This is a genomic window from Brevundimonas sp. BAL450 (assembly GCF_015767455.1).
Classification (GTDB): domain Bacteria; phylum Pseudomonadota; class Alphaproteobacteria; order Caulobacterales; family Caulobacteraceae; genus Brevundimonas; species Brevundimonas abyssalis.
In genome coordinates this window covers 1-17,973 of record NZ_JADWOW010000049.1, presented here as the reverse complement: position 1 = coordinate 17,973, position 17,973 = coordinate 1, and the positions used below count along the sequence as shown (strand labels likewise).

Below are 17,973 nucleotides of genomic sequence, written 5' to 3'. Positions count from 1 at the left end.
GGCGGGGGCGGGCTGGGTGACGCCGAAGGCTTCGGTGAAGCTTTCGCGGGCGGCCAGATGCGGATGGGCGGGCGCCTCGTCCAGCGACAGGACGGGGGCGAAACAGGCGTCCGTGCCCTCCAGCAGGGCGGTCCAGTGGTCGCGGGGTTGGGTGAGGAACACGGCGGCCAGTTCGGCGGCCTGCTGGTCCATGTCCCCGGCGGGCTGGGGCGTCAGACCCAGACGGGTGCGCAGCTCCAGATAGAAGGCGGGCTCCAGCGGGCCGACGGACACATGGCGCCCATCGGCGCAGGCATAGGTGCGGTAGAAGGGCATGGCGCCGTTCAGCAGGCCCTCGCCCCGCTTCATGCTGGTGAGGCCGTCGTGGGTCAGCCAGCTGAAGACGCCCATCAGGGAGACGGTCCCGTCCACCACCGCCGCGTCGATGACCTGGCCCTTGCCCGAGGTCTGGCGCTCGTGAAGGGCGGCGAGGATTCCCATGGCCAGATACAGGGCGCCGCCGCCGTAGTCGCCCACCAGATTGAGCGGCGGAACCGGATCGCCGCCCTTCGGCCCGATGGCGTCCAGGGCGCCGGTGACGGCGATGTAGTTGATGTCGTGCCCCGCCGCGTGGGCCAGCGGCCCGGTCTGGCCCCAGCCGGTCATGCGGCCGTAGATCAGGCGCGGATTGGCGGCCAGGGCCTCATCGGGGCCCAGACCCAGACGCTCCATGACGCCGGGGCGGAAGCCCTCGACCAGCACATCGGCGGCGGCAATGGCCTGCAGGGCGGCGGCGCGGTCGGCCTCGGCCTTGAGGTCCAGCGCCAGCGACCCTGCCCGGCCGCGCGCGGTGACGTCATGGAGCGCCGCGCCGCCGCCCGGACGATCGATGCGCAGCACCTCGGCGCCCAGGTCCGACAGCAGGGTGGCGCAGAAGGGCGCCGGACCGATGCCGGCGAACTCCACGACGCGCAGACCGTTCAACGGACCCTGACTCATGCCCGATTCCTCCCGTTTCGTTTCGCTACGGATAGCGCAGGTTGCGCCCCACGTCGCGGGATGCGAGATCGCCTTGCAGCATACGGAGACCCCCAATGGCCCAGACCCTCGCCGCCTTCCTGAAAGCCCAATCCGCCCCCGAAAGCCTGAAAGGCCTGATCGCCGGGATCGCCGACGGGTGCGTGCGCATCAGCCATGCGGTGCGTCAGGGGGCGACGGCGGACATGCTGGGCACGGCGGGCGACACCAATGTGCAGGGCGAGGTGCAGAAGACGCTCGATCTGGCCGCCGACGACATCATGATCGACGTGTGCCGCGCCGCGCCGGGCGTGGTGGCGGCGGCCTCCGAGGAACAGGACGGCATCGTGCCGGTGGCCCAGGCGGGACCGCACGAGGGCTGGCTGGTGCTGTTCGATCCGCTGGACGGGTCCAGCAACATCGAGGTGAACGTGTCCATCGGCACCATCTTCTCGGTGCTGCCCGCGCCCATGGTGGAGACGCCGCGCGATCCCGTGGCGGAGGACTTCTTTCAGCCGGGCCGTGACCAGGTCGCGGCGGGCTATGTGGTTTACGGCCCTCAGACCCTGCTGGTGTTCACCCTGGGCGACGGCGCGTTCGGCTTCACGCTGGAGCCGGTCAGCGGCGAATGGGTGCTGACCCACGACCGCATCGCCGTACCGGCCGAGACGAAGGAATTCGCCATCAACGCCTCGAACCAGCGCCACTGGCACGAGCCGGTGCAGCGCTACATCGCCGACTGTCTGGCGGGGACCACGGGGCCGCGCGGCAAGGATTTCAACATGCGCTGGGTGGCGTCCATGGTGGCGGACGTGAACCGCATCATGATGCGCGGCGGGGTGTTCATGTACCCGGCGGACCGCAAGGACCCGTCCAAGCCGGGCCGCCTGCGCCTGATGTACGAGGCGGCGCCCATGGCCATGGTGATGGAGCAGGCGGGCGGCGCGGCCAGCGACGGGACCAAGGCCCTGCTGGACGTGGTCCCCGACGCCCTGCACCAGCGCGTGCCGGTGATGCTGGGGTCGAAGGCCGAGATCGAGACCTTGCTGACCTACGGCTGATCGACCGGGCTGACGACCTTCTGATCCAGGGTCGCGCTGTCGTCGAAGGTCGCCCAGCCCTTGCCGCCAGACGGCTGGGGCAGGCCCTCTCGGATGTCGTCGGCAGGGTTGGGGTCGATGTTGCGGCCCTGACGGTGCAGGTGCGACTTGGCGATCATGTTGGCGGTGATCGGCGCGGTCAGAAACAGGAACAGGGCGATCAGCAACTCGTGGGCCGAATAGGTCCCCTCCATGGCCGGGAAGAAGATCATGGAGGCGATCAGACAGGCGCCGACGCCCAGGGTGGTGGCCTTGGTCGGGCCGTGCAGGCGCGTCATCAGCGACGGCAGCCGCGCCAGGCCCCAGGAGCCGACCAGCAGGAAGCCGCCGCCGACGACCAGCAGCAGGACGATGACATATTCGACGATGATCTCGAGCATGGGGGTCATTCCACGATGTCGCCGCGCAGGAGGAATTTGGAATAGGCCACGGTGCCGAGGAAGCCGACCATGGCCAGCAGCAGGGCCGCCTCGAAATAGTCGGCGGTGCGCTCCCACAGGCCGAACAGCACCACCATGGCGATGATGTTGATGGTCAGGGTGTCCAGCGCCAGGATTCGGTCGCCGCTGGTGGGCCCGCGCAGCAGACGGAACAGGTTCAGAAGCATGCCCAGGGCGACGCAGCCGATGGCGAAGCCCAGCGCGTATCCGATCGGGCTCATGGGAAGATCCTCAGCAGGCGGGCCTCATAGCGGGACTTGATGCGGGCGATCTCGGCGTCGGGGTTGTCCGTATCCAGGATGTGCACCAGCAGGGCCCGGCCGTCGGCGGAGATGTCGGTGGAGACGGTGCCGGGCGTCAAGCTGATGGTGGCGGCCAGGGCCGTAATGGCCTCGGGCGAGCGCAGGTCCGTGGGGATGACCAGCCAGCTCGAGCGCAGGTCCCGGTTGCGGCGGAACAGGATGATCCAGGCCACCTGGAAATTGGCGATCACGATGTCCCACAGCACGATCGTCACATAGCCCCACAGGGGCGGGCCGAAACGCATGCGCGGATTGCCGGGCCAGAACCGGCTGGTGATCAGGGGAATGATGACGGCGAAGATGACCGCCAGCAGCAGGCCGCCCCAGCTGAGGTCGTTCAGCAGCAGCATCCACACCACCACCAGCATGGCCGAGAGAGCGGGGTGGGGCAGGATGCGCTGGATCAGGGAAGGGCGCTGGACCGGAAGCTCGCTCACGACACACCTCCCAGGACGGTGTTGATGTAGGCGTCGCGCTCGAACAGCTGGGCGGCGGTGGCGTCGGTGTAGGCGGTCAGCGGTCCGGCGAAGACGGTCGCCATGGCCAGCAGGGCGATGAAGCCCGCCGCCATGGCGAGGGCCGGGCCGCCGCCGTGGACGCGGCCGGCGTGGCAGTCCCCCTCGACGGCGGCGCTCTTCCAGAAGAGCCGGCTGCCGGCGCGGGCGAAGCCGAGGATGCCGATGACCGTGGTGATCAGGATGACGGCCCAGATCCAGTAGCCGCCCGCCGCGTCACGCACCCCGTCCAGGATCAACAGCTTGCCGATGAAGCCCGACAGGGGCGGCAGGCCGACCATGGCGATGGCGGCGAGGAAGAACAGGGCCGAGAGTTTCTCCACGTCCTGGAACCGGGGGCCCACATTGATGGCGTCGCCGTACTCGCCCCGGCGCACCGCGATCAGGTCCACCACCAGGAACAGGGCCGCGGCCGCCAGGGTGGAGTGGACGGTGTAGTAGAGCGCCGCCGACATGGCGTCCGGCTGGAACACCGCCACGGCGGCCAGCAGGGTGCCCATGGACCCCACCACGGCGAAGGCGGCCAGGTCGCGCAGCCCCTTCGCCGCCAGCACCCCGAAGAAGCCGAGCGCAATGGTGATCAGGGCGGCGGGCAGCATCCAGTCGGCGGGCGCCCATGCGGAGGCCTGGGCGTCGTCGCCGAAGATCAGGGTGGTGACCCGGATGATGGAATAGGCGCCCACCTTGGTCATGATGGCGAACAGGGCGGCTACGGCGCCGGAGGTGGAGGCGTAGGTGCGCGGCAGCCAGAAGTGCAGCGGGACCAGCGCGGCCTTGAGGGCGAAGACGGTGATCAGCAGCAGGGACGCCGCCTTGATCAGGGCCTGATCCCCCTCGGGCGCGGCGGCCACGCGAAGGGCCATGTCGGCCATGTTGAGGGTGCCGGTGACGCCGTAGAGCATCCCCACCGCCACCAGAAACAGGGTCGAGCCCGCCAGGTTGATGATGACGTACTGCACGCCCGCCTTGAGGCGCGCGGCGCCCTGGCCGTGCAGCATCAGGCCGTAGGAGGCCAGGAGCATCACCTCGAAGAAGACGAACAGGTTGAACAGGTCGCCGGTCAGGAAGGCGCCGTTCAGGCCCAGCAGCTGGAACTGGAACAGGGGATGGAAATGCCAGCCCTTGCGGTCCAGTCCCGTGGCGATGGCGTAGATCAGCACCCCCAGCGCCACCACCGAGGTCAGCAGCACCATCATGGCCGACAGCCGGTCCAGCACCAGCACGATGCCGAACGGCGCGGACCAGTCGCCCATGGCGTAGACCTCGACCGCGCCGGTGGCGGTGTGGCCGAGCATGACGGCGCTGATGGCCACCAGGGCCACGCAGACCCCCAGGGTGGTGACCCGCGACAGGGTCAGCTTGTGACGCATGACCAGCAGGATCAGGGCCGCGGCGAGGGCGGGAATGATGACGGGCGCGACGACCCAGGGCGCGATGGCGGAGGCGGTCATGCTCGAGTTCCCCTACCGCCCTTCGGGCTACTTGAGGGGGTGGTCACCCCCTTGCCGCTGTCGGGTGTGATGGAATCGGCGTCGACGCCGTCCTCCACCGGACGGCCGGCGTCCGGCAGACCGTCCACCTGATCGGTGCCGGTCTCCAGATAGGCCCGCAGGGCCAGCACCACCACGAAGGCGGTCATGCCGAAGGCGATGACGATGGCGGTCAGGACCAGGGCCTGGGGCAGGGGGTCGGTGTAAGCGGCCGCGGCCTTGTCGTAGATGGGCGGCTGATCCACCACCACGCGGCCCATGGAGAACAGGAACACATTGATGGCGTAGGACAGGAACGCCAGACCCAGAACCACCGGGAAGGTGCGGCGGCGCAGCAGCAGATAGATGCCCGCCGCCGTCATGACGCCGATGGCGGTGGCGATGAGGAACTCGAGGCTCATGACTTCACCTCCGTGGACGACGGCTCACGGGAGGGATTGATGTCCATGGCGTGCTCTGTGGGCTCCAGCTTCTCGGCGCGCTGGGCCACGCGGGACAGCTGGGCCAGGGCCAGCATGACCGCGCCCACCACCGTCAGGGCCACACCCACGTCGAACAGCATGGCGGTGGCCAGCTCGAACTCGCCCACCACCGGCAGGGAGAAATAGTCGAAGGCGCTGGTCAGGAACGGCGCGCCGAACAACATCGATCCGACCCCGGTCAGGCCCGCGATGAGCACGCCCCAGGCGATCAGATTGTGGTGGTCGGCCCGCAGGCGGGCGTCGGCCCAGCCCCAACCCGAGGCCATGAACTGCATCAGCAGGGCGATGGAGAACACCAGTCCGGCGATGAAGCCGCCGCCGGGCTCGTTGTGGCCGCGCAGGAAGATGTAGAGGCCGGCCATCAGGGCCAGCGGCAGCAGCAGGCGGGTGGCCACCACCAGCATCATGGGGTGGCGCTCGGGCGAGCGGATCAGGTCCGGCGTCCAGTTGGCCAGACGGCGGCCCGCCTCGCCCCGGTCGGCGGTGTCCAGCAGGGCGAAGATGGCCAGGGCGGCGATGCCCAGGACGATGATCTCGCCGAAGGTGTCGAAGCCGCGGAAGTCCACCAGGATGACGTTGACCACATTGGTGCCGCCGCCGCCGGAGTAGCTGTTCTCCCAGTGGAAGCGGGAGATGGACTGCATGCCGTCGCGGGTCATCACCGCCCAGGCCGCCGCGCCGACGCCGAGACCGCCGGTGACCGCCAGCAGGCCGTCACGCAGCTTGCGCGGGACCGAGCTTTCGGAGGGCGAGGTCTTGGGCAGCAGGTTCAGGGCCAGCAGCAGCAGCAGGATCGTCACCACCTCGACCGAGATCTGGGTCAGGGCCAGGTCGGGGGCGGACAGATAGGCGAAGGTCAGGGCGATGGTGGAGCCGACCACGCTGATGAAGATCAGGGACAGGAACCGGGCCCGGTGGGCGACCACCACGGCGACGGTGGCGGCGATCAGCACCAGCCAGGCGACCACGGCGACGGGGGTGGCGGCGATGACCTCGCGCGTGCCCTCGCTGTGGTCGGCGGTGAAGAAGCCGGCCAGGCCCACCACGACGGCGGTTCCCACGAAGAAGGCCAGGTAACGCTGCAGGGACTCGTTATGGACCTTGAGGGTCAGGCGGCGGCTGGCGGCGGCCAGGGTCTCGACGAAGGCGTCGAACAGGCCCTTGGCCTCGGGCACGCCGACGCGCGCCCAGATCGCCTCCAGAGTGCGATGACGCCAGAGGAGAAAGGCGCCCACGGCCACGGCGAAGATGCTCATGAACAGGGCCGGGGTGACGCCGTGCCACAGGCTGAGCGAATAGTAGGGCAGGTCGGCGCCGATCACGGCCCCGGCCGTGGCCGCGACAATGGGGCCGGCGAACAGGGCGGGCATCAGGCCGATCAGGACCACCAGCGCCGTCAGGACCGCGGGCGGCCCCCACAGGCCGATGCCCGGATCGTGCGGCTTTTTCGGATAGTCGTCGCGCTTCGGCCCGAAATAGACATGGATGACGTAGCGCAGCGAATAGGCCACCGACAGGGTCGCGCCCAGGGTCGCCAGCACCGGGAACACCCACGGCTGACCCAGCCAGACGGTGTGGGAGGCTTCCTCCAGCATCATCTCCTTGGAGATGAAGCCGTTCAGCGGCGGGATGCCGGCCATGGACAGGCCCGCGATCAGGGCCAGGGTCCCGGCGATGGGCATGAGGCTGAACAGCCCGCCCAGCCGCTTGAGGTCGCGGGTCCCGGCCTCGTGATCGACGATGCCCGCGTTCATGAACAGGGCGGCCTTGAAGGTGGCGTGGTTGATGATGTGGAACACGCCCACCACCGCCGCGATGGGGGTGCCCAGGCCGAACAGCATGGTCAGGAAGCCCAGATGGCTGACTGTGGAATAGGCCAAGAGGCCCTTCAGGTCGTCCTTGAACAGGGCGATACAGGCGGCGACCACCATGGTGACGAGGCCGGTGGTGGCGACGATCAGGAACCAGGCGTCGGTGCCTGCCAGCACCGGCCACAGGCGGGCCAGCATGAAGACGCCTGCCTTCACCATGGTGGCGGAGTGCAGATAGGCGCTGACCGGCGTGGGCGCGGCCATGGCGTGGGGCAGCCAGAAGTGGAACGGGAACTGGGCCGACTTGGTGAAACAGCCGCCGAGGATCAGGATCAGGGCGGGCAGATACAGCGGCGAGGCCTGGATCGCCTCGCGGTTCTCCAGGATCACGGTCAGGTCGTAGGACCCGGCGATGCTGCCCAGGATCATCAGGCCGCCGATCAGGCTGAGCCCGCCCGCGCCGGTGATGGCCAGGGCCATGCGCGCGCCCTGCCGCCCTTCGGGCAGGTGGCGCCAGAAGCCGATCAGCAGGAACGACGACAGGCTGGTCAGCTCCCAGAAGATCAGCAGAAGCAGGATGTTGTCGGACAGGACGATACCCAGCATCGCGCCCTGGAACAGCAGCAGATAGGTGAAGAACCGCCCCATGGGGTCGGCCTTGGACAGATAGAAGCGGGCGTAGACGATGATCAGAAGGCCGATGCCCAGGATCATCCCGGCGAACATCAGCCCCAGCGGATCGAGGAAGAAATTGGCGTTGAGGCCGAGGGACGGGACCCAGTCGATGCGCGCCTGGATCACCTCGCCCGCCATGACCGCCGGGGCCATGGTCGCCAGGATGATGATGGCGGTCAGGGTCACCAGCCCGGCCGCCAGGGCGCAGGCGTCGCGGCCCGCCCGGATCGCCAGGGCGGGCGCCAGGGCGCCGATCAGCGGCAGGACGGCCAGGAAGGCAAGCAGCAAGGCGGTTCCTCGGTGTGGGCCGGAACAACGATCACAACGTTCCCGAAGGCGGTTTGCTAGCGGGTAATGCCGCTGGTTAGAAGACCCGGACGTCCGATTTCGGCGCGGGGCCACCGGCTCGCGCGCGTTATGAATAAAGAGTGGTCCAGATGCCGAAAATCGCCGTCCTGTTCGTCTGTCTGGGCAACATCTGTCGATCGCCGCTGGCCGAGGCGGCGTTCCGGCTGGAGGCGGAGCGGCTGGGGCTGGCGGTCGCGGTCGATTCGGCGGGCACGGGCGGCTGGCATCAGGGGGAGCCGCCGGACCAGCGGGCCCAGGCGGCGGCGCGGCGCAACGGCGTCGACATCGGCGGCTATCGCGCCCGTCAGGTGAAGGCGGAGGACTTCGTCCGCTTCACCCACATCGTGGCCATGGACGCCGACAATCTGGCCAATCTCGAGCGGTTGAAGCCGTCCGGGGCGCAGGCCGAACTCAGCCTGATGCTGGCGCACGCCGGCCGGGCGGGCGCGCCGGTGGAGGACCCGTATTACGGCGGGGATGACGGGTTCGACGTGACCTGGGCCGACGTCAGCGCGGCGGCGCGCGGGCTGGCGGAACGACTGGCGGGGTCCGGCAAGACATAAGCAGGATTTGGCGGGCAGGCTGGGCCCCATGATTCGTTCAGCCGCCCGACAGGACGCCGCGCCGCCGCACGGGGTGATGTTTCATCACTTCAGGGGCGAGGGCCACGCCGACGGCCAGGGCGCCATCACCGGCCAGCAACTGGCCGACATGCTGGACTGGCTGGGCCCCGACCGGTTCCTGAGCCCGCAGGACTGGACCGAGCGGGCGCTGGCGGGGCGGCTGGGGCCGGACGATCTGTGCCTGACCTTCGACGACGCCCTGCTGTGCCAGTCCGAGATCGCCGCCCCGGTGCTGAAGGCCTACGGCCTGACCGGGTTCTGGTTCGTCTATTCCTCGGTGCTGGAGGGGCGGTCCGAGCGGCTGGAGCTGTACCGTCATTTCCGCAGCACCCGCTTCGGCGACGTCGATGAATTCTACGCGGCGTTTCAGGCCCGTCTGGAGCGGTCTGACCATGGCGCGGAGGCCCGCGCGGCGCTGAGCGATTTCCAGGCGGAGCGCTATCTGGCGCAGTTCGACTTCTACACCGACGCCGACCGGCGGTTCCGCTTCCTGCGCGATCGGGTGCTGGGACCGGCGCGCTACGAAGCGCTGATGGACGCGTTGATGGACGAGGACGACGGCTTCGATCTGGAGCAGGCGGCGGCGCGGCTGTGGATGACGGAAGACCATCTGCTGGACCTGCGCGATCAGGGCCACGTCATCGGCCTGCATTCCTACAGCCATCCCACCGATCTGGCGGCGCTGGACGAGGCGAGGCAGCGGGACGAATATCGGCGCAACCACGCCCACCTGACCGGCCTGCTGGGCGCCGCGCCGACGGTCATGAGCCATCCCTGCAACGCCTATGACGCGCGGACCCTGAAAGTGCTGGGCGAACTGGGAATCGTAATGGGCTTTCGGTCCAACCTGCATGACTGTGGCGGCGGGCCGCTGGAACTGCCGCGCGAGGACCATGGGCGCATCGCCAGACAGATGGGGCTGCTGTGAAGATCACCCTTTTTACGTCGAACAGTCCTCGGCACCTGTCGCTGGCCGAGGGTCTTTCCGCCATCGCCGACGAGGTGTTCGTGGTCCACGAATGCGTCACCGCCTTCCCGGGGCAGGTGGAGGACTTCTTCCGCCGCAGCGAGGTCATGCAGCGCTATTTCGGCCGCGTGGTCGAGGCCGAGCAGACCGTATTCGGTCAGGCGCGGTTTCTGCCCGACAATGTGCGGCAGCTGCCGCTGCGCATGGGCGATCTGTCGCTGATGCCCATGGAGCGGCTGGGCGCGGCGCTGGAGTCCGACCTCTTCGTGGTGTTCGGGGCCAGCTATATCCGCGGGCCGCTGATCGACCATCTGGTGAGCCGGGACGCCCTGAACATCCACATGGGCCTGTCGCCCTGGTACCGGGGCAGCTCGTGCAATTTCTGGGCGCTGAACGACGGCCGTCCGGATCTGGTGGGGGCGACCATCCACCGGCTGAGCCGGGGCCTGGACAGCGGCGACATGCTGTATCACGCCCGGCCGCCCATCGAGGCGGTGGACCCGTTCGTGTTCGGCATGAAGGCGGTCAAGGCGGCCCACGACAGTCTGATCGAACGCATCGCCTCGGGCGAGATCGCGGCCATGGCGCCGGTGGTTCAGGATCGGGGGCAGGAGTTGCGCTACACCCGCAACCGCGACTTCGACGATGCGGCGGCCGAGGCCTATCTGGCCGCCGCCCCGACGCCCGAGGGGCTGAAGCGGGCGCTGGAGACGGCGCCGGCCATGCCGTTTCTGCGTCTGCACCAACCGGCGCCGCTTGACTCCTAGGGGTTCCGCGCACAGGGAAGAGTGGCTCTCGCGGGAGAGATCGAGGTCCTGATTCCGGGCTTCGGAGCCGAAGGCGCAACCGCCCCGGAAACGCTCAGGCAAAAGGACCGCGACGGCTCAGGAACGCTGGAAAGCAGCCTTCGGGCTCGCCGACGGAGCAAGTCTTGTCATCCCGGACGGTGCGGAGCGCCGAGCCGGGACGGGACGGAATCTCTCAGGCTTCAGGACAGCGGGGGCGCGTGACGGGCGAAGCTTCGCCCGGTGCGCCGCCGACCCACCCCAGCCGGAGCGTGCCCATGAGCGACCAGACCCTGAAGACCACGCCTCTCAACGCCGCGCATCGGGCGCTGGGCGCGCGCATGGTGCCGTTCGCGGGCTATGACATGCCGGTCCAGTACGAGGGTGTGCTGGCCGAGCACCGCTGGACCCGCGAGCACGCCGGCCTGTTCGACGTGTCGCACATGGGTCAGGCCAAGCTGACCGGCGCCGACGCCGTGGCGCAGTTCGAGCGCTTCGTGCCCGGCGACTACGGGATCCTGAAGGCGGGCCGCCAGAAATACTCCCTGCTGCTGAACGACCAGGGCGGGATCATGGACGACCTGATGGCGGGCAAGCCCGACCACGACGGCCTGTTCATCGTCGTCAACGCCGCCTGCAAGGACGCCGATTTCGCCCACATCGAGGCGGGGCTTCAAGGCGATGCGAAACTGACCCGGCTGGACCGCGCCCTGCTGGCCATTCAGGGGCCCGAGGCCGCCGAGGTCATGGCGGCGTATGAGCCGGTGCTGGCCGATTTCGGCTTCATGGACTGTGCGCGGCTGATGCTGTTCGGCGCCGACTGTTTCGTGTCGCGCTCGGGCTACACCGGCGAGGACGGTTACGAGATTTCGGTCCCGGCGGATCAGGCCGAGCGCATCTGGAACACCATTCTGGAGGACGCGCGGGTCAAGCCCATCGGCCTGGGCGCGCGGGACTCGCTGCGGCTGGAGGCGGGCTTGCCGCTGTACGGCCACGACGCCGACGAGACCACCAGCCCGGTGGAGGCGGCCCTGGCCTTCGCCCTGTCGAAGTCGCGCAAGGAGCGCGCCGACTTCCCCGGCGCCGACCGCATCCTGAAGGAGCTGGACGGCAGCCTGTCGCGGGTCCGCGTCGGCCTGCACGTCAAGGAAGGCGCCCCGGCCCGGGAAGGCGCGGAGATCGCCGACGCGGACGGCAAGGTCATCGGCAAGGTGACCTCGGGCGGGCCGTCGCCGTCGCTGGGGAAGAACATCGCCATGGGCTATGTGTCGCCCCAGTTCTCCGAGATCGGAACGGTGCTGACCGTCATCGTGCGCGGAAAGCCGCTGGCCGCCGAGGTGGTCGCCACGCCGTTCGTCGCCAACCGCTATTATCGCAAACCCAAGTCCTGAACTCAGGCCCGCAAGGAACCAGCCAATGCGTTACACCAAGGAACATGAGTGGGTCCGTCTGGACGGCGACGTGGCCACTGTCGGCATCTCGAAGCACGCCGCCGATGCGCTGGGCGACGTGGTGTTCGTCGAGACCCCGGAAGTGGGCAAGACCGTGAAGGCGGGCGACAGCTTCGCCGTGGTCGAGAGCGTCAAGGCGGCCTCGGACGTCTATGCCCCCGTCGCCGGCGAGGTGGTCGAGGCCAACGCCGTCCTCGCCTCGGCCCCCGAGACGGTCAACGCCGACCCCCAGGGCGACGGCTGGTTCGCACGCATCAAGGTGGCCGACGCCTCGGCGCTGGACGCCCTGATGGATCAGGCGGCCTACGACCAGTACCTGACCACGCTCTAAAGCCCCTTTCAGCACGGACCTCCCCGCCATGCGCTACCTCCCCCTGACGCCCGACGACCGCGCGGCCATGCTGGCCGCCATCGGAGCGAAATCCGTGGATGATCTGTTCGTGGACGTGCCCCAGGCGGCGCGGCGCGACGGCTTCGTGGACCTGCCCCGCGTGATGGGGGAGCTCGAGGTCGAGCGCAGCCTCAAGCGCATGGCCGGCAAGAACACCGTGGCGGGGGACGCGCCGTTCTTCTGCGGGGCAGGGGCCTATCGCCACCATGTGCCGGCGACGGTGGACCACATCATCCAGCGGTCCGAGTTCCTGACCAGCTACACGCCCTACCAGCCGGAAATCGCCCAGGGCACGCTGCAGTACCTGTACGAGTTCCAGACCCAGGTGGCGAACCTGACCGGCATGGGCGTGGCCAACGCCTCGCTCTATGACGGCTCCACCGCCATGGCCGAGGGCGTGCTGATGGCCACCCGGGTGACGCGCCGGAACAAGGCGGTGATCTCCGGCGGGGTGCATCCCCATTATGTGTCGGCCACCGAGACGGTGGTCCACGCGGTGGGGGTCGAGACCCAGGCGCTGGACCCGGCCATCGACGCCGAGGACGCGGTGATTGCGGCCATCGACGCCGACACCGCCTGCGTGGTGGTGCAGACGCCGAACGTGTTCGGCACGGCCACGGACGTGACGAAAATCGCCGAGGCGGCCCAGGCCGCGGGCGCCCTGCTGATCGTGGTGGTCACCGAAGCGGTGTCCATGGGCCTGCTGAAGTCGCCGGGCGAGATGGGCGCGGACATCGTGGCGGCCGAGGGCCAGTCCATCGGCAATGCCCTGAACTTCGGCGGGCCCTACATCGGGCTGTTCGCCACCCGCGACAAGCTGGTGCGCCAGATGCCCGGCCGCCTGTGCGGCGAGACGGCGGACGCGGAGGGGCGGCGCGGCTTCGTCCTGACCCTGTCCACCCGCGAGCAGCACATCCGCCGCGACAAGGCGACGTCGAACATCTGCACCAACTCCGGCCTGTGCTCGCTGGCCTTCACCATCCACATGAGCCTGCTGGGCGAGACCGGCCTGCGCCGCATGGCCCTGCTGAACCATGAAAAGGCGCTGGCGACCCGCGATGCGGTGTCGTCGGTGCCGGGCGTGGAGATTCTGACCCCGCGCTTCTTCAACGAGTTCGCGGTGAAGCTGCCGAAGAACGCCGTCGAGGTGGTGGAGCAGCTGGCCGAACGCGGCGTGCTGGCGGGCGTGCCCTATGGCCGCCTGAACCCCGGCGCCGGGTTCGACGACGTGCTGCTGATCGCGGCCACCGAGACCACCACGGACGACGACATCCAATCCCTGAAGACCGCCCTGGCGGAGGTTCTGTGATGAGCACCATGAACACGGTGGGACGCCCCACCACGCCGAACACGGTCGAGACCAAGCCCGACACCCTGACGGGCGGACGCGGCCTGCTGCAGGACGAGGCGCTGATCTTCGAGGGCGAGGGCTGGGGCAAGACCGGCGTCGACCTGCCGGAGCCCAAGACCGACGGCGGCGATCTGGGCGGTCTGGTGCGGGCCGATCCCATCGGCCTGCCGGGGCTGAGCGAGCCCGAGGCCATGCGCCACTATGTGCGGCTGAGCCAGAAGAACCACGCCATTGACCTGGCCATCTATCCGCTGGGCTCGTGCACCATGAAGCACAACCCGCGCCTGAACGAGAAGATGGCGCGCCTGCCGGGCTTCTCGGACATCCACCCGCTGCAGCCGCAGTCGACGGTGCAGGGCGCGCTGGAGCTGATGGACTCCCTGTCGCACTGGCTGACCACCCTGACCGGCATGCCTGCCGTCGCGCTGTCGCCCAAGGCGGGCGCCCACGGCGAGTTGTGCGGCCTGATGGCCATTCGCGCGGCGCACCGGGCGGCGGGTCACGGCCTGCGCTCGGACAAGCCCCGCAACAAGGTGCTGGTGCCCACCAGCGCCCACGGCACCAATCCCGCCACCGCGGCCTTCGTCGGCTATCAGGTGGTGGAGATCGCCCAGACCGACGACGGGCGCGTGGATCTGGCCGACCTCGAGGCCAAGCTGGGCGACGACGTGGCCGCCATCATGGTCACCAATCCCAACACCTGCGGCCTGTTCGAGCGGGACATTCTCGAGATCAGCCGCCTGACCCACGAGGCGGGGGCGTATTTCTACTGCGACGGCGCCAATTTCAACGCCATCGTCGGCCGGGTGCGGCCGGGCGATCTGGGCGTCGACGCCATGCACATCAACCTGCACAAGACCTTCTCCACGCCCCACGGCGGCGGCGGGCCGGGCGCGGGTCCGGTGGTGCTGTCCGAGGCGCTGGCCCCGTTCGCCCCGGCCCCCTGGGTGGTCGGCGGCAAGGACGGCTTCAAGCTGGTGGAGTTCGCCGAGGACGAGGCCGAACAGGCGTTCGGCCGGCTGTGCGCCTTCCAGGGCCAGATGGGCATGTATGTGCGCGCGCTCAGCTACATGATGAGCCACGGCTCGGACGGCCTGCGTCAGGTGGCCGAGGACGCGGTGCTGAACGCCAACTACATCAAGGCCCGGCTGTCGGACCTGATGAGCGCCGCCTTCCCCGAGGGGCCGTGCATGCACGAGGCCCTGTTCGACGATGAGTGGCTGAAGGGCACGGACATCACCACCCTCGACTTCGCCAAGGCGATGATCGACGAGGGCTTCCACCCCATGACCATGTACTTCCCGCTGGTGGTGCACGGGGCGATGCTGATCGAGCCGACCGAGACGGAGTCCAAGGCCGAGCTGGACCGCTTCATCGAGGCCATGCGCGCGCTGGCGACGGCGGCCAAGGCCGGCGACGTGGACCGCTTCAAGGGCGCCCCGTTCCACGCCCCCATGCGGCGTCTGGACGAAACCCGCGCGGCCCGCCAGCCGGTCCTGCGCTGGACCGCGCCGGAGGGCAGCAACCGGGCGGCGTGATTCTTTCGGCGGCGGACTAGCGCCGCCGTTATTGCGCGCCGATATGGAGCCGATGTCCGCTCCTGCCTCCGCTTCGTCCGCCCCGCCGCATCCCGGTCTGGGGTTCAGGGCCTTTGTCGTCACCATCGCGACCCTGATGGCCCTGAACGCTCTGGCCATCGACGCCATGCTGCCGGCCCTGCCGCAGATCGGGGCGGACCTGGGCGTGCTGGCGGACAATGACCGCCAGTGGGTGGTGACGGCCTATCTGCTGGGCTTCGGCGGGGCGCAGATCGTCTATGGGCCGCTGGCGGACCGGTTCGGACGCAAGCCGCTGCTGCTGATCGGGCTGGGGATCTACACCCTGTTCGGCCTGATCGCGGCCCTGGCGCCCACCTTCGACACCCTGCTGATCGCGCGGGCCCTGCAGGGCGTGGGCGCGGCGGCGCTGCGGGTGCTGGCGGTGTCCATCGTCCGCGACTGCTATTCGGGCCGGACCATGGCGCGGGTCATGTCGCTGGCCTTCATCGTCTTCCTCGGCGTGCCGATCATCGCCCCGAGCGTCGGCCAGCTGGTGCTCTTCTTCGCCGAGTGGCGGGCCATCTTCCTGGTGCTGGGCGCGGCGGGGGCGGCGGGGCTGGTCTGGTGCTTCCTCAAGCTGCCCGAGACCCTGCATCCCGAGTATCGCCTGCCCATCCAGTTCAGCCGCATCGCGGCGGGTTTCCGCGAGAGCCTGACCCATCGCCAGGCGGTAGGCTACATGCTGGGCATGATGATGATCACCGGCGCCCTGTTCGGCTTCATCAACTCGGCCCAGCAGATCTTCGCCGACACCTTCGGCCGGCCCAATGTCTTCCCCATCGCCTTCGCGGGCATCGCGGGCGCCATCGCCGTGGCCTCGATCCTGAACGCGCGGCTGGTGGAGCGCATGGGCATGCGGTTCCTGTCGCACCTGGCCCTGTTCGGCTTCACGGGCATGGCGGCGCTGCACGTGCTGGTGTCCGCCTTGGGCCACGAGACCCTGTGGACCTTCATCGCCCTGCAGGCCGCCACCATGCTGTTCTTCGGCCTGGTGCCGGGCAATTTCGGGGCCCTGGCCATGCAGCCGCTGGGCCACATCGCGGGCACGGCGTCCTCGGTGCAGGGGCTGATCACCACCGTGGGCGGGGCCCTGATCGGGTTCTTCATCGGCCAGCAGTACGACGGCTCGACCCTGCCCCTGTCGGTGGGCTTCGTGGTCTGCGGCCTGGGGGCGCTGGCCTTCGTGCTGTGGGCCGAGAAGGGCCGGCTGTTCCGCCGCCATGACACGGCCTGATCCCGTTTTCCGCTCATCCCCGCGAAAGCGGGGACCCAGCTCTGTCCAGCTTGACGCCTGTGCTTCAGGACTGGCGAGCCGAGGATGATCCTTCGCCCGCTGCAACACCCAAAGGACTGGGTTCCCGCTTTCGCGGGAATGAGCGGCTGGTTGTGTGACCCGCCCGGCCTGCTAAAGGCCCGGCCATGAGCACCGCCTGGCGCAATGCGCTGCACTACATCCTGCTGTTCGGCGCCACCGGCGTCAGCCTGCCGTTCGCCGGTCTGTGGTTCCAGTCCCAGGGGCTGAGCGGGGCCGAGATCGGCACCCTGCTGGCCGCCCCCATGCTGGCGCGTCTGGTCACCGGCCCCATGATCGCGGTCTGGGCCGACGGCTTCGCCCTGCGCCGCACCGCCATCGCCATTCTCAGCGTCATCGCCGCCGCCGGCTACGGCGCCGCCGGGCTGGTGGAAGGCTTCGCCCTGTGGCTGCCCCTGTGGTTCATCGGGGCGACAGCCGCCGCGGCGGTCATCCCCCTGGCCGACGTGCTGACCCTGCGCGGCGCCGCCCGCGAGGGCTTCACCTTCGCCGCCCCGCGCAGCGCCGGGTCGCTGGCCTTCGTGGCCGCCAATGTGGGCATGGGGGCGCTGCTGCTGCGCGCCTCGCCCGATGTGATCATCGTCTGGCTCGCCGCCGCCTTCCTGATCGGCGCGTTGACGGCCCTGACCGTCCTGCCCGCCGAGCGGGTCCACCCGGGCGCCGCCCCGCCGAAGCGTGAGCGCTTCAAGGGCCTCGGCGCCCTCGTCGCCGACCCGGTGTTCATGACCGCCATCCTGGCCGTGGGCGCCATCCAGGCCACCCACGCCTTCCTGTACGGATTCTCGGCCATCGAGTGGAAGGCGCGGGGCATCCCGGAGTCCATCACCGGCATGCTGTGGGGCTTCAGCGTGGTGGTGGAGGTGCTGTTCATGTGGATCGTGGAGCCGTGGCGGCGGCGGCGCGGGATCGGGCCGTGGCTGCTGCTGATGATCGGCGGCGGCGCGGCGGTGGTGCGCTGGGTCGCTCTGGCCTTCATGCCGCCCCTGTGGCTGCTGTGGCCGCTGCAGGCCCTGCATGCGCTCAGCTTCGCCGCCACCTTCCTCGCCGGATTGCAGATCGTCGAGCGCCTCGCCCCGCCCGCCAACCAGACCGCCGCCCAGACCCTGCTGTCGGCCCTGTCCTCCGGCGTCCTGATCGGCCTCGCCACCCTGATGGCCGGCCCGCTGTACGACGCCTATGGCGCGCTGGGCTATCTGGCCATGGCCGTGCTGGCGGGACTGGGGCTGGCGGCCGGGTGGCGGGTGCGGGGGGCGTTGGCTTAGCGCCGCCCATCCCGGCGCGCGCAATCCTCCCCCATCGGGGGAGGGGGACCATGCGCAGCATGGTGGAGGGGGCC

General features: G+C 69.4%; 16 protein-coding genes, 1 pseudogene and 1 riboswitch. Of the genes and pseudogenes, 10 read left to right on the top strand and 7 right to left on the bottom strand.

Annotated elements, in window-relative coordinates:
• On the bottom strand, nt 1-978 hold a 978-nt coding region (locus IWC96_RS08030; protein WP_196838699.1), incomplete at its 3' end, for a CaiB/BaiF CoA-transferase family protein.
• 95 nt (nt 979-1,073) lie between these two features.
• Here IWC96_RS08030 and IWC96_RS08025 point away from each other — a divergent pair.
• Nucleotides 1,074-2,057: a class 1 fructose-bisphosphatase gene (locus IWC96_RS08025; protein WP_021697350.1), complete on the top strand. Its 984-nt coding sequence runs from the start codon at nt 1,074-1,076 to the stop codon at nt 2,055-2,057.
• Here IWC96_RS08025 and IWC96_RS08020 read toward each other — a convergent pair.
• From IWC96_RS08020 to IWC96_RS07995, 6 genes and pseudogenes are all read right to left on the bottom strand, one after another.
• On the bottom strand, nt 2,048-2,476 hold the full coding sequence (locus tag IWC96_RS08020; RefSeq protein ID WP_045319030.1) for a Na+/H+ antiporter subunit G: 429 nt from the start codon (nt 2,474-2,476) through the stop codon (nt 2,048-2,050). The two genes, IWC96_RS08025 and IWC96_RS08020, sit on opposite strands and share 10 nt — an antisense overlap.
• Before the next feature lie 5 nt (nt 2,477-2,481).
• A complete protein-coding gene (locus IWC96_RS08015; protein WP_021697348.1) occupies nt 2,482-2,757 on the bottom strand; it encodes a K+/H+ antiporter subunit F in 276 nt (91 codons plus the stop codon).
• A complete protein-coding gene (locus IWC96_RS08010) occupies nt 2,754-3,275 on the bottom strand; it encodes a Na+/H+ antiporter subunit E (RefSeq protein WP_021697347.1) in 522 nt (173 codons plus the stop codon). The genes IWC96_RS08015 and IWC96_RS08010 overlap by 4 nt, the downstream gene beginning before the upstream one ends.
• Complete coding sequence (locus tag IWC96_RS08005) at nt 3,272-4,804, bottom strand: monovalent cation/H+ antiporter subunit D (RefSeq protein WP_196838698.1); 1,533 nt, start codon at nt 4,802-4,804, stop codon at nt 3,272-3,274. The genes IWC96_RS08010 and IWC96_RS08005 overlap by 4 nt, the downstream gene beginning before the upstream one ends.
• A 119-nt stretch (nt 4,805-4,923) precedes the next feature.
• A pseudogene (locus tag IWC96_RS08000) lies at nt 4,924-5,244 on the bottom strand (Na+/H+ antiporter subunit C); the annotation flags it as partial.
• Nucleotides 5,241-8,099, bottom strand: coding sequence for a monovalent cation/H+ antiporter subunit A (locus tag IWC96_RS07995; RefSeq protein ID WP_021697343.1), 2,859 nt, complete (start codon nt 8,097-8,099; stop codon nt 5,241-5,243). The gene IWC96_RS07995 and the pseudogene IWC96_RS08000, both read right to left, overlap by 4 nt.
• A gap of 149 nt (nt 8,100-8,248) precedes the next feature.
• Between IWC96_RS07995 and IWC96_RS07990 the strand changes: the two genes are divergently transcribed.
• From IWC96_RS07990 to IWC96_RS07950, 9 genes are all read left to right on the top strand, one after another.
• The gene (locus IWC96_RS07990; protein ID WP_148291467.1) at nt 8,249-8,722 is read left to right on the top strand and encodes a low molecular weight protein-tyrosine-phosphatase; all 474 of its coding nucleotides are present in this window, start codon (nt 8,249-8,251) and stop codon (nt 8,720-8,722) included.
• A 28-nt stretch (nt 8,723-8,750) separates the two neighbouring features.
• A complete protein-coding gene (locus tag IWC96_RS07985) occupies nt 8,751-9,710 on the top strand; it encodes a polysaccharide deacetylase family protein (RefSeq protein WP_021697341.1) in 960 nt (319 codons plus the stop codon).
• Nucleotides 9,707-10,516: a formyltransferase family protein gene (locus tag IWC96_RS07980; protein ID WP_021697340.1), complete on the top strand. Its 810-nt coding sequence runs from the start codon at nt 9,707-9,709 to the stop codon at nt 10,514-10,516. Before IWC96_RS07985 ends, IWC96_RS07980 begins: the two co-directional genes overlap by 4 nt.
• 21 nt (nt 10,517-10,537) lie before the next feature.
• Nucleotides 10,538-10,636: riboswitch (glycine riboswitch) on the top strand.
• Between the two features lie 176 nt (nt 10,637-10,812).
• The gene (gcvT, locus tag IWC96_RS07975; protein ID WP_045319028.1) at nt 10,813-11,925 is read left to right on the top strand and encodes a glycine cleavage system aminomethyltransferase GcvT; all 1,113 of its coding nucleotides are present in this window, start codon (nt 10,813-10,815) and stop codon (nt 11,923-11,925) included.
• A gap of 25 nt (nt 11,926-11,950) precedes the next feature.
• On the top strand, nt 11,951-12,316 hold the full coding sequence (gene gcvH, locus IWC96_RS07970; RefSeq protein ID WP_021697338.1) for a glycine cleavage system protein GcvH: 366 nt from the start codon (nt 11,951-11,953) through the stop codon (nt 12,314-12,316).
• A gap of 28 nt (nt 12,317-12,344) precedes the next feature.
• Nucleotides 12,345-13,685: an aminomethyl-transferring glycine dehydrogenase subunit GcvPA gene (gene gcvPA, locus IWC96_RS07965; protein ID WP_196838696.1), complete on the top strand. Its 1,341-nt coding sequence runs from the start codon at nt 12,345-12,347 to the stop codon at nt 13,683-13,685.
• Nucleotides 13,685-15,265 (top strand): aminomethyl-transferring glycine dehydrogenase subunit GcvPB, encoded by a 1,581-nt coding sequence (gcvPB, locus tag IWC96_RS07960; RefSeq protein WP_196838695.1) that lies wholly within the window; start codon nt 13,685-13,687, stop codon nt 15,263-15,265. The genes gcvPA and gcvPB overlap by 1 nt, the downstream gene beginning before the upstream one ends.
• 52 nt (nt 15,266-15,317) lie before the next feature.
• The gene (locus tag IWC96_RS07955) at nt 15,318-16,559 is read left to right on the top strand and encodes a multidrug effflux MFS transporter (protein WP_196838694.1); all 1,242 of its coding nucleotides are present in this window, start codon (nt 15,318-15,320) and stop codon (nt 16,557-16,559) included.
• 185 nt (nt 16,560-16,744) lie between these two features.
• Nucleotides 16,745-17,899: an MFS transporter gene (locus IWC96_RS07950; RefSeq protein ID WP_021698782.1), complete on the top strand. Its 1,155-nt coding sequence runs from the start codon at nt 16,745-16,747 to the stop codon at nt 17,897-17,899.
• Nucleotides 17,900-17,973 lie beyond the last annotated feature (74 nt).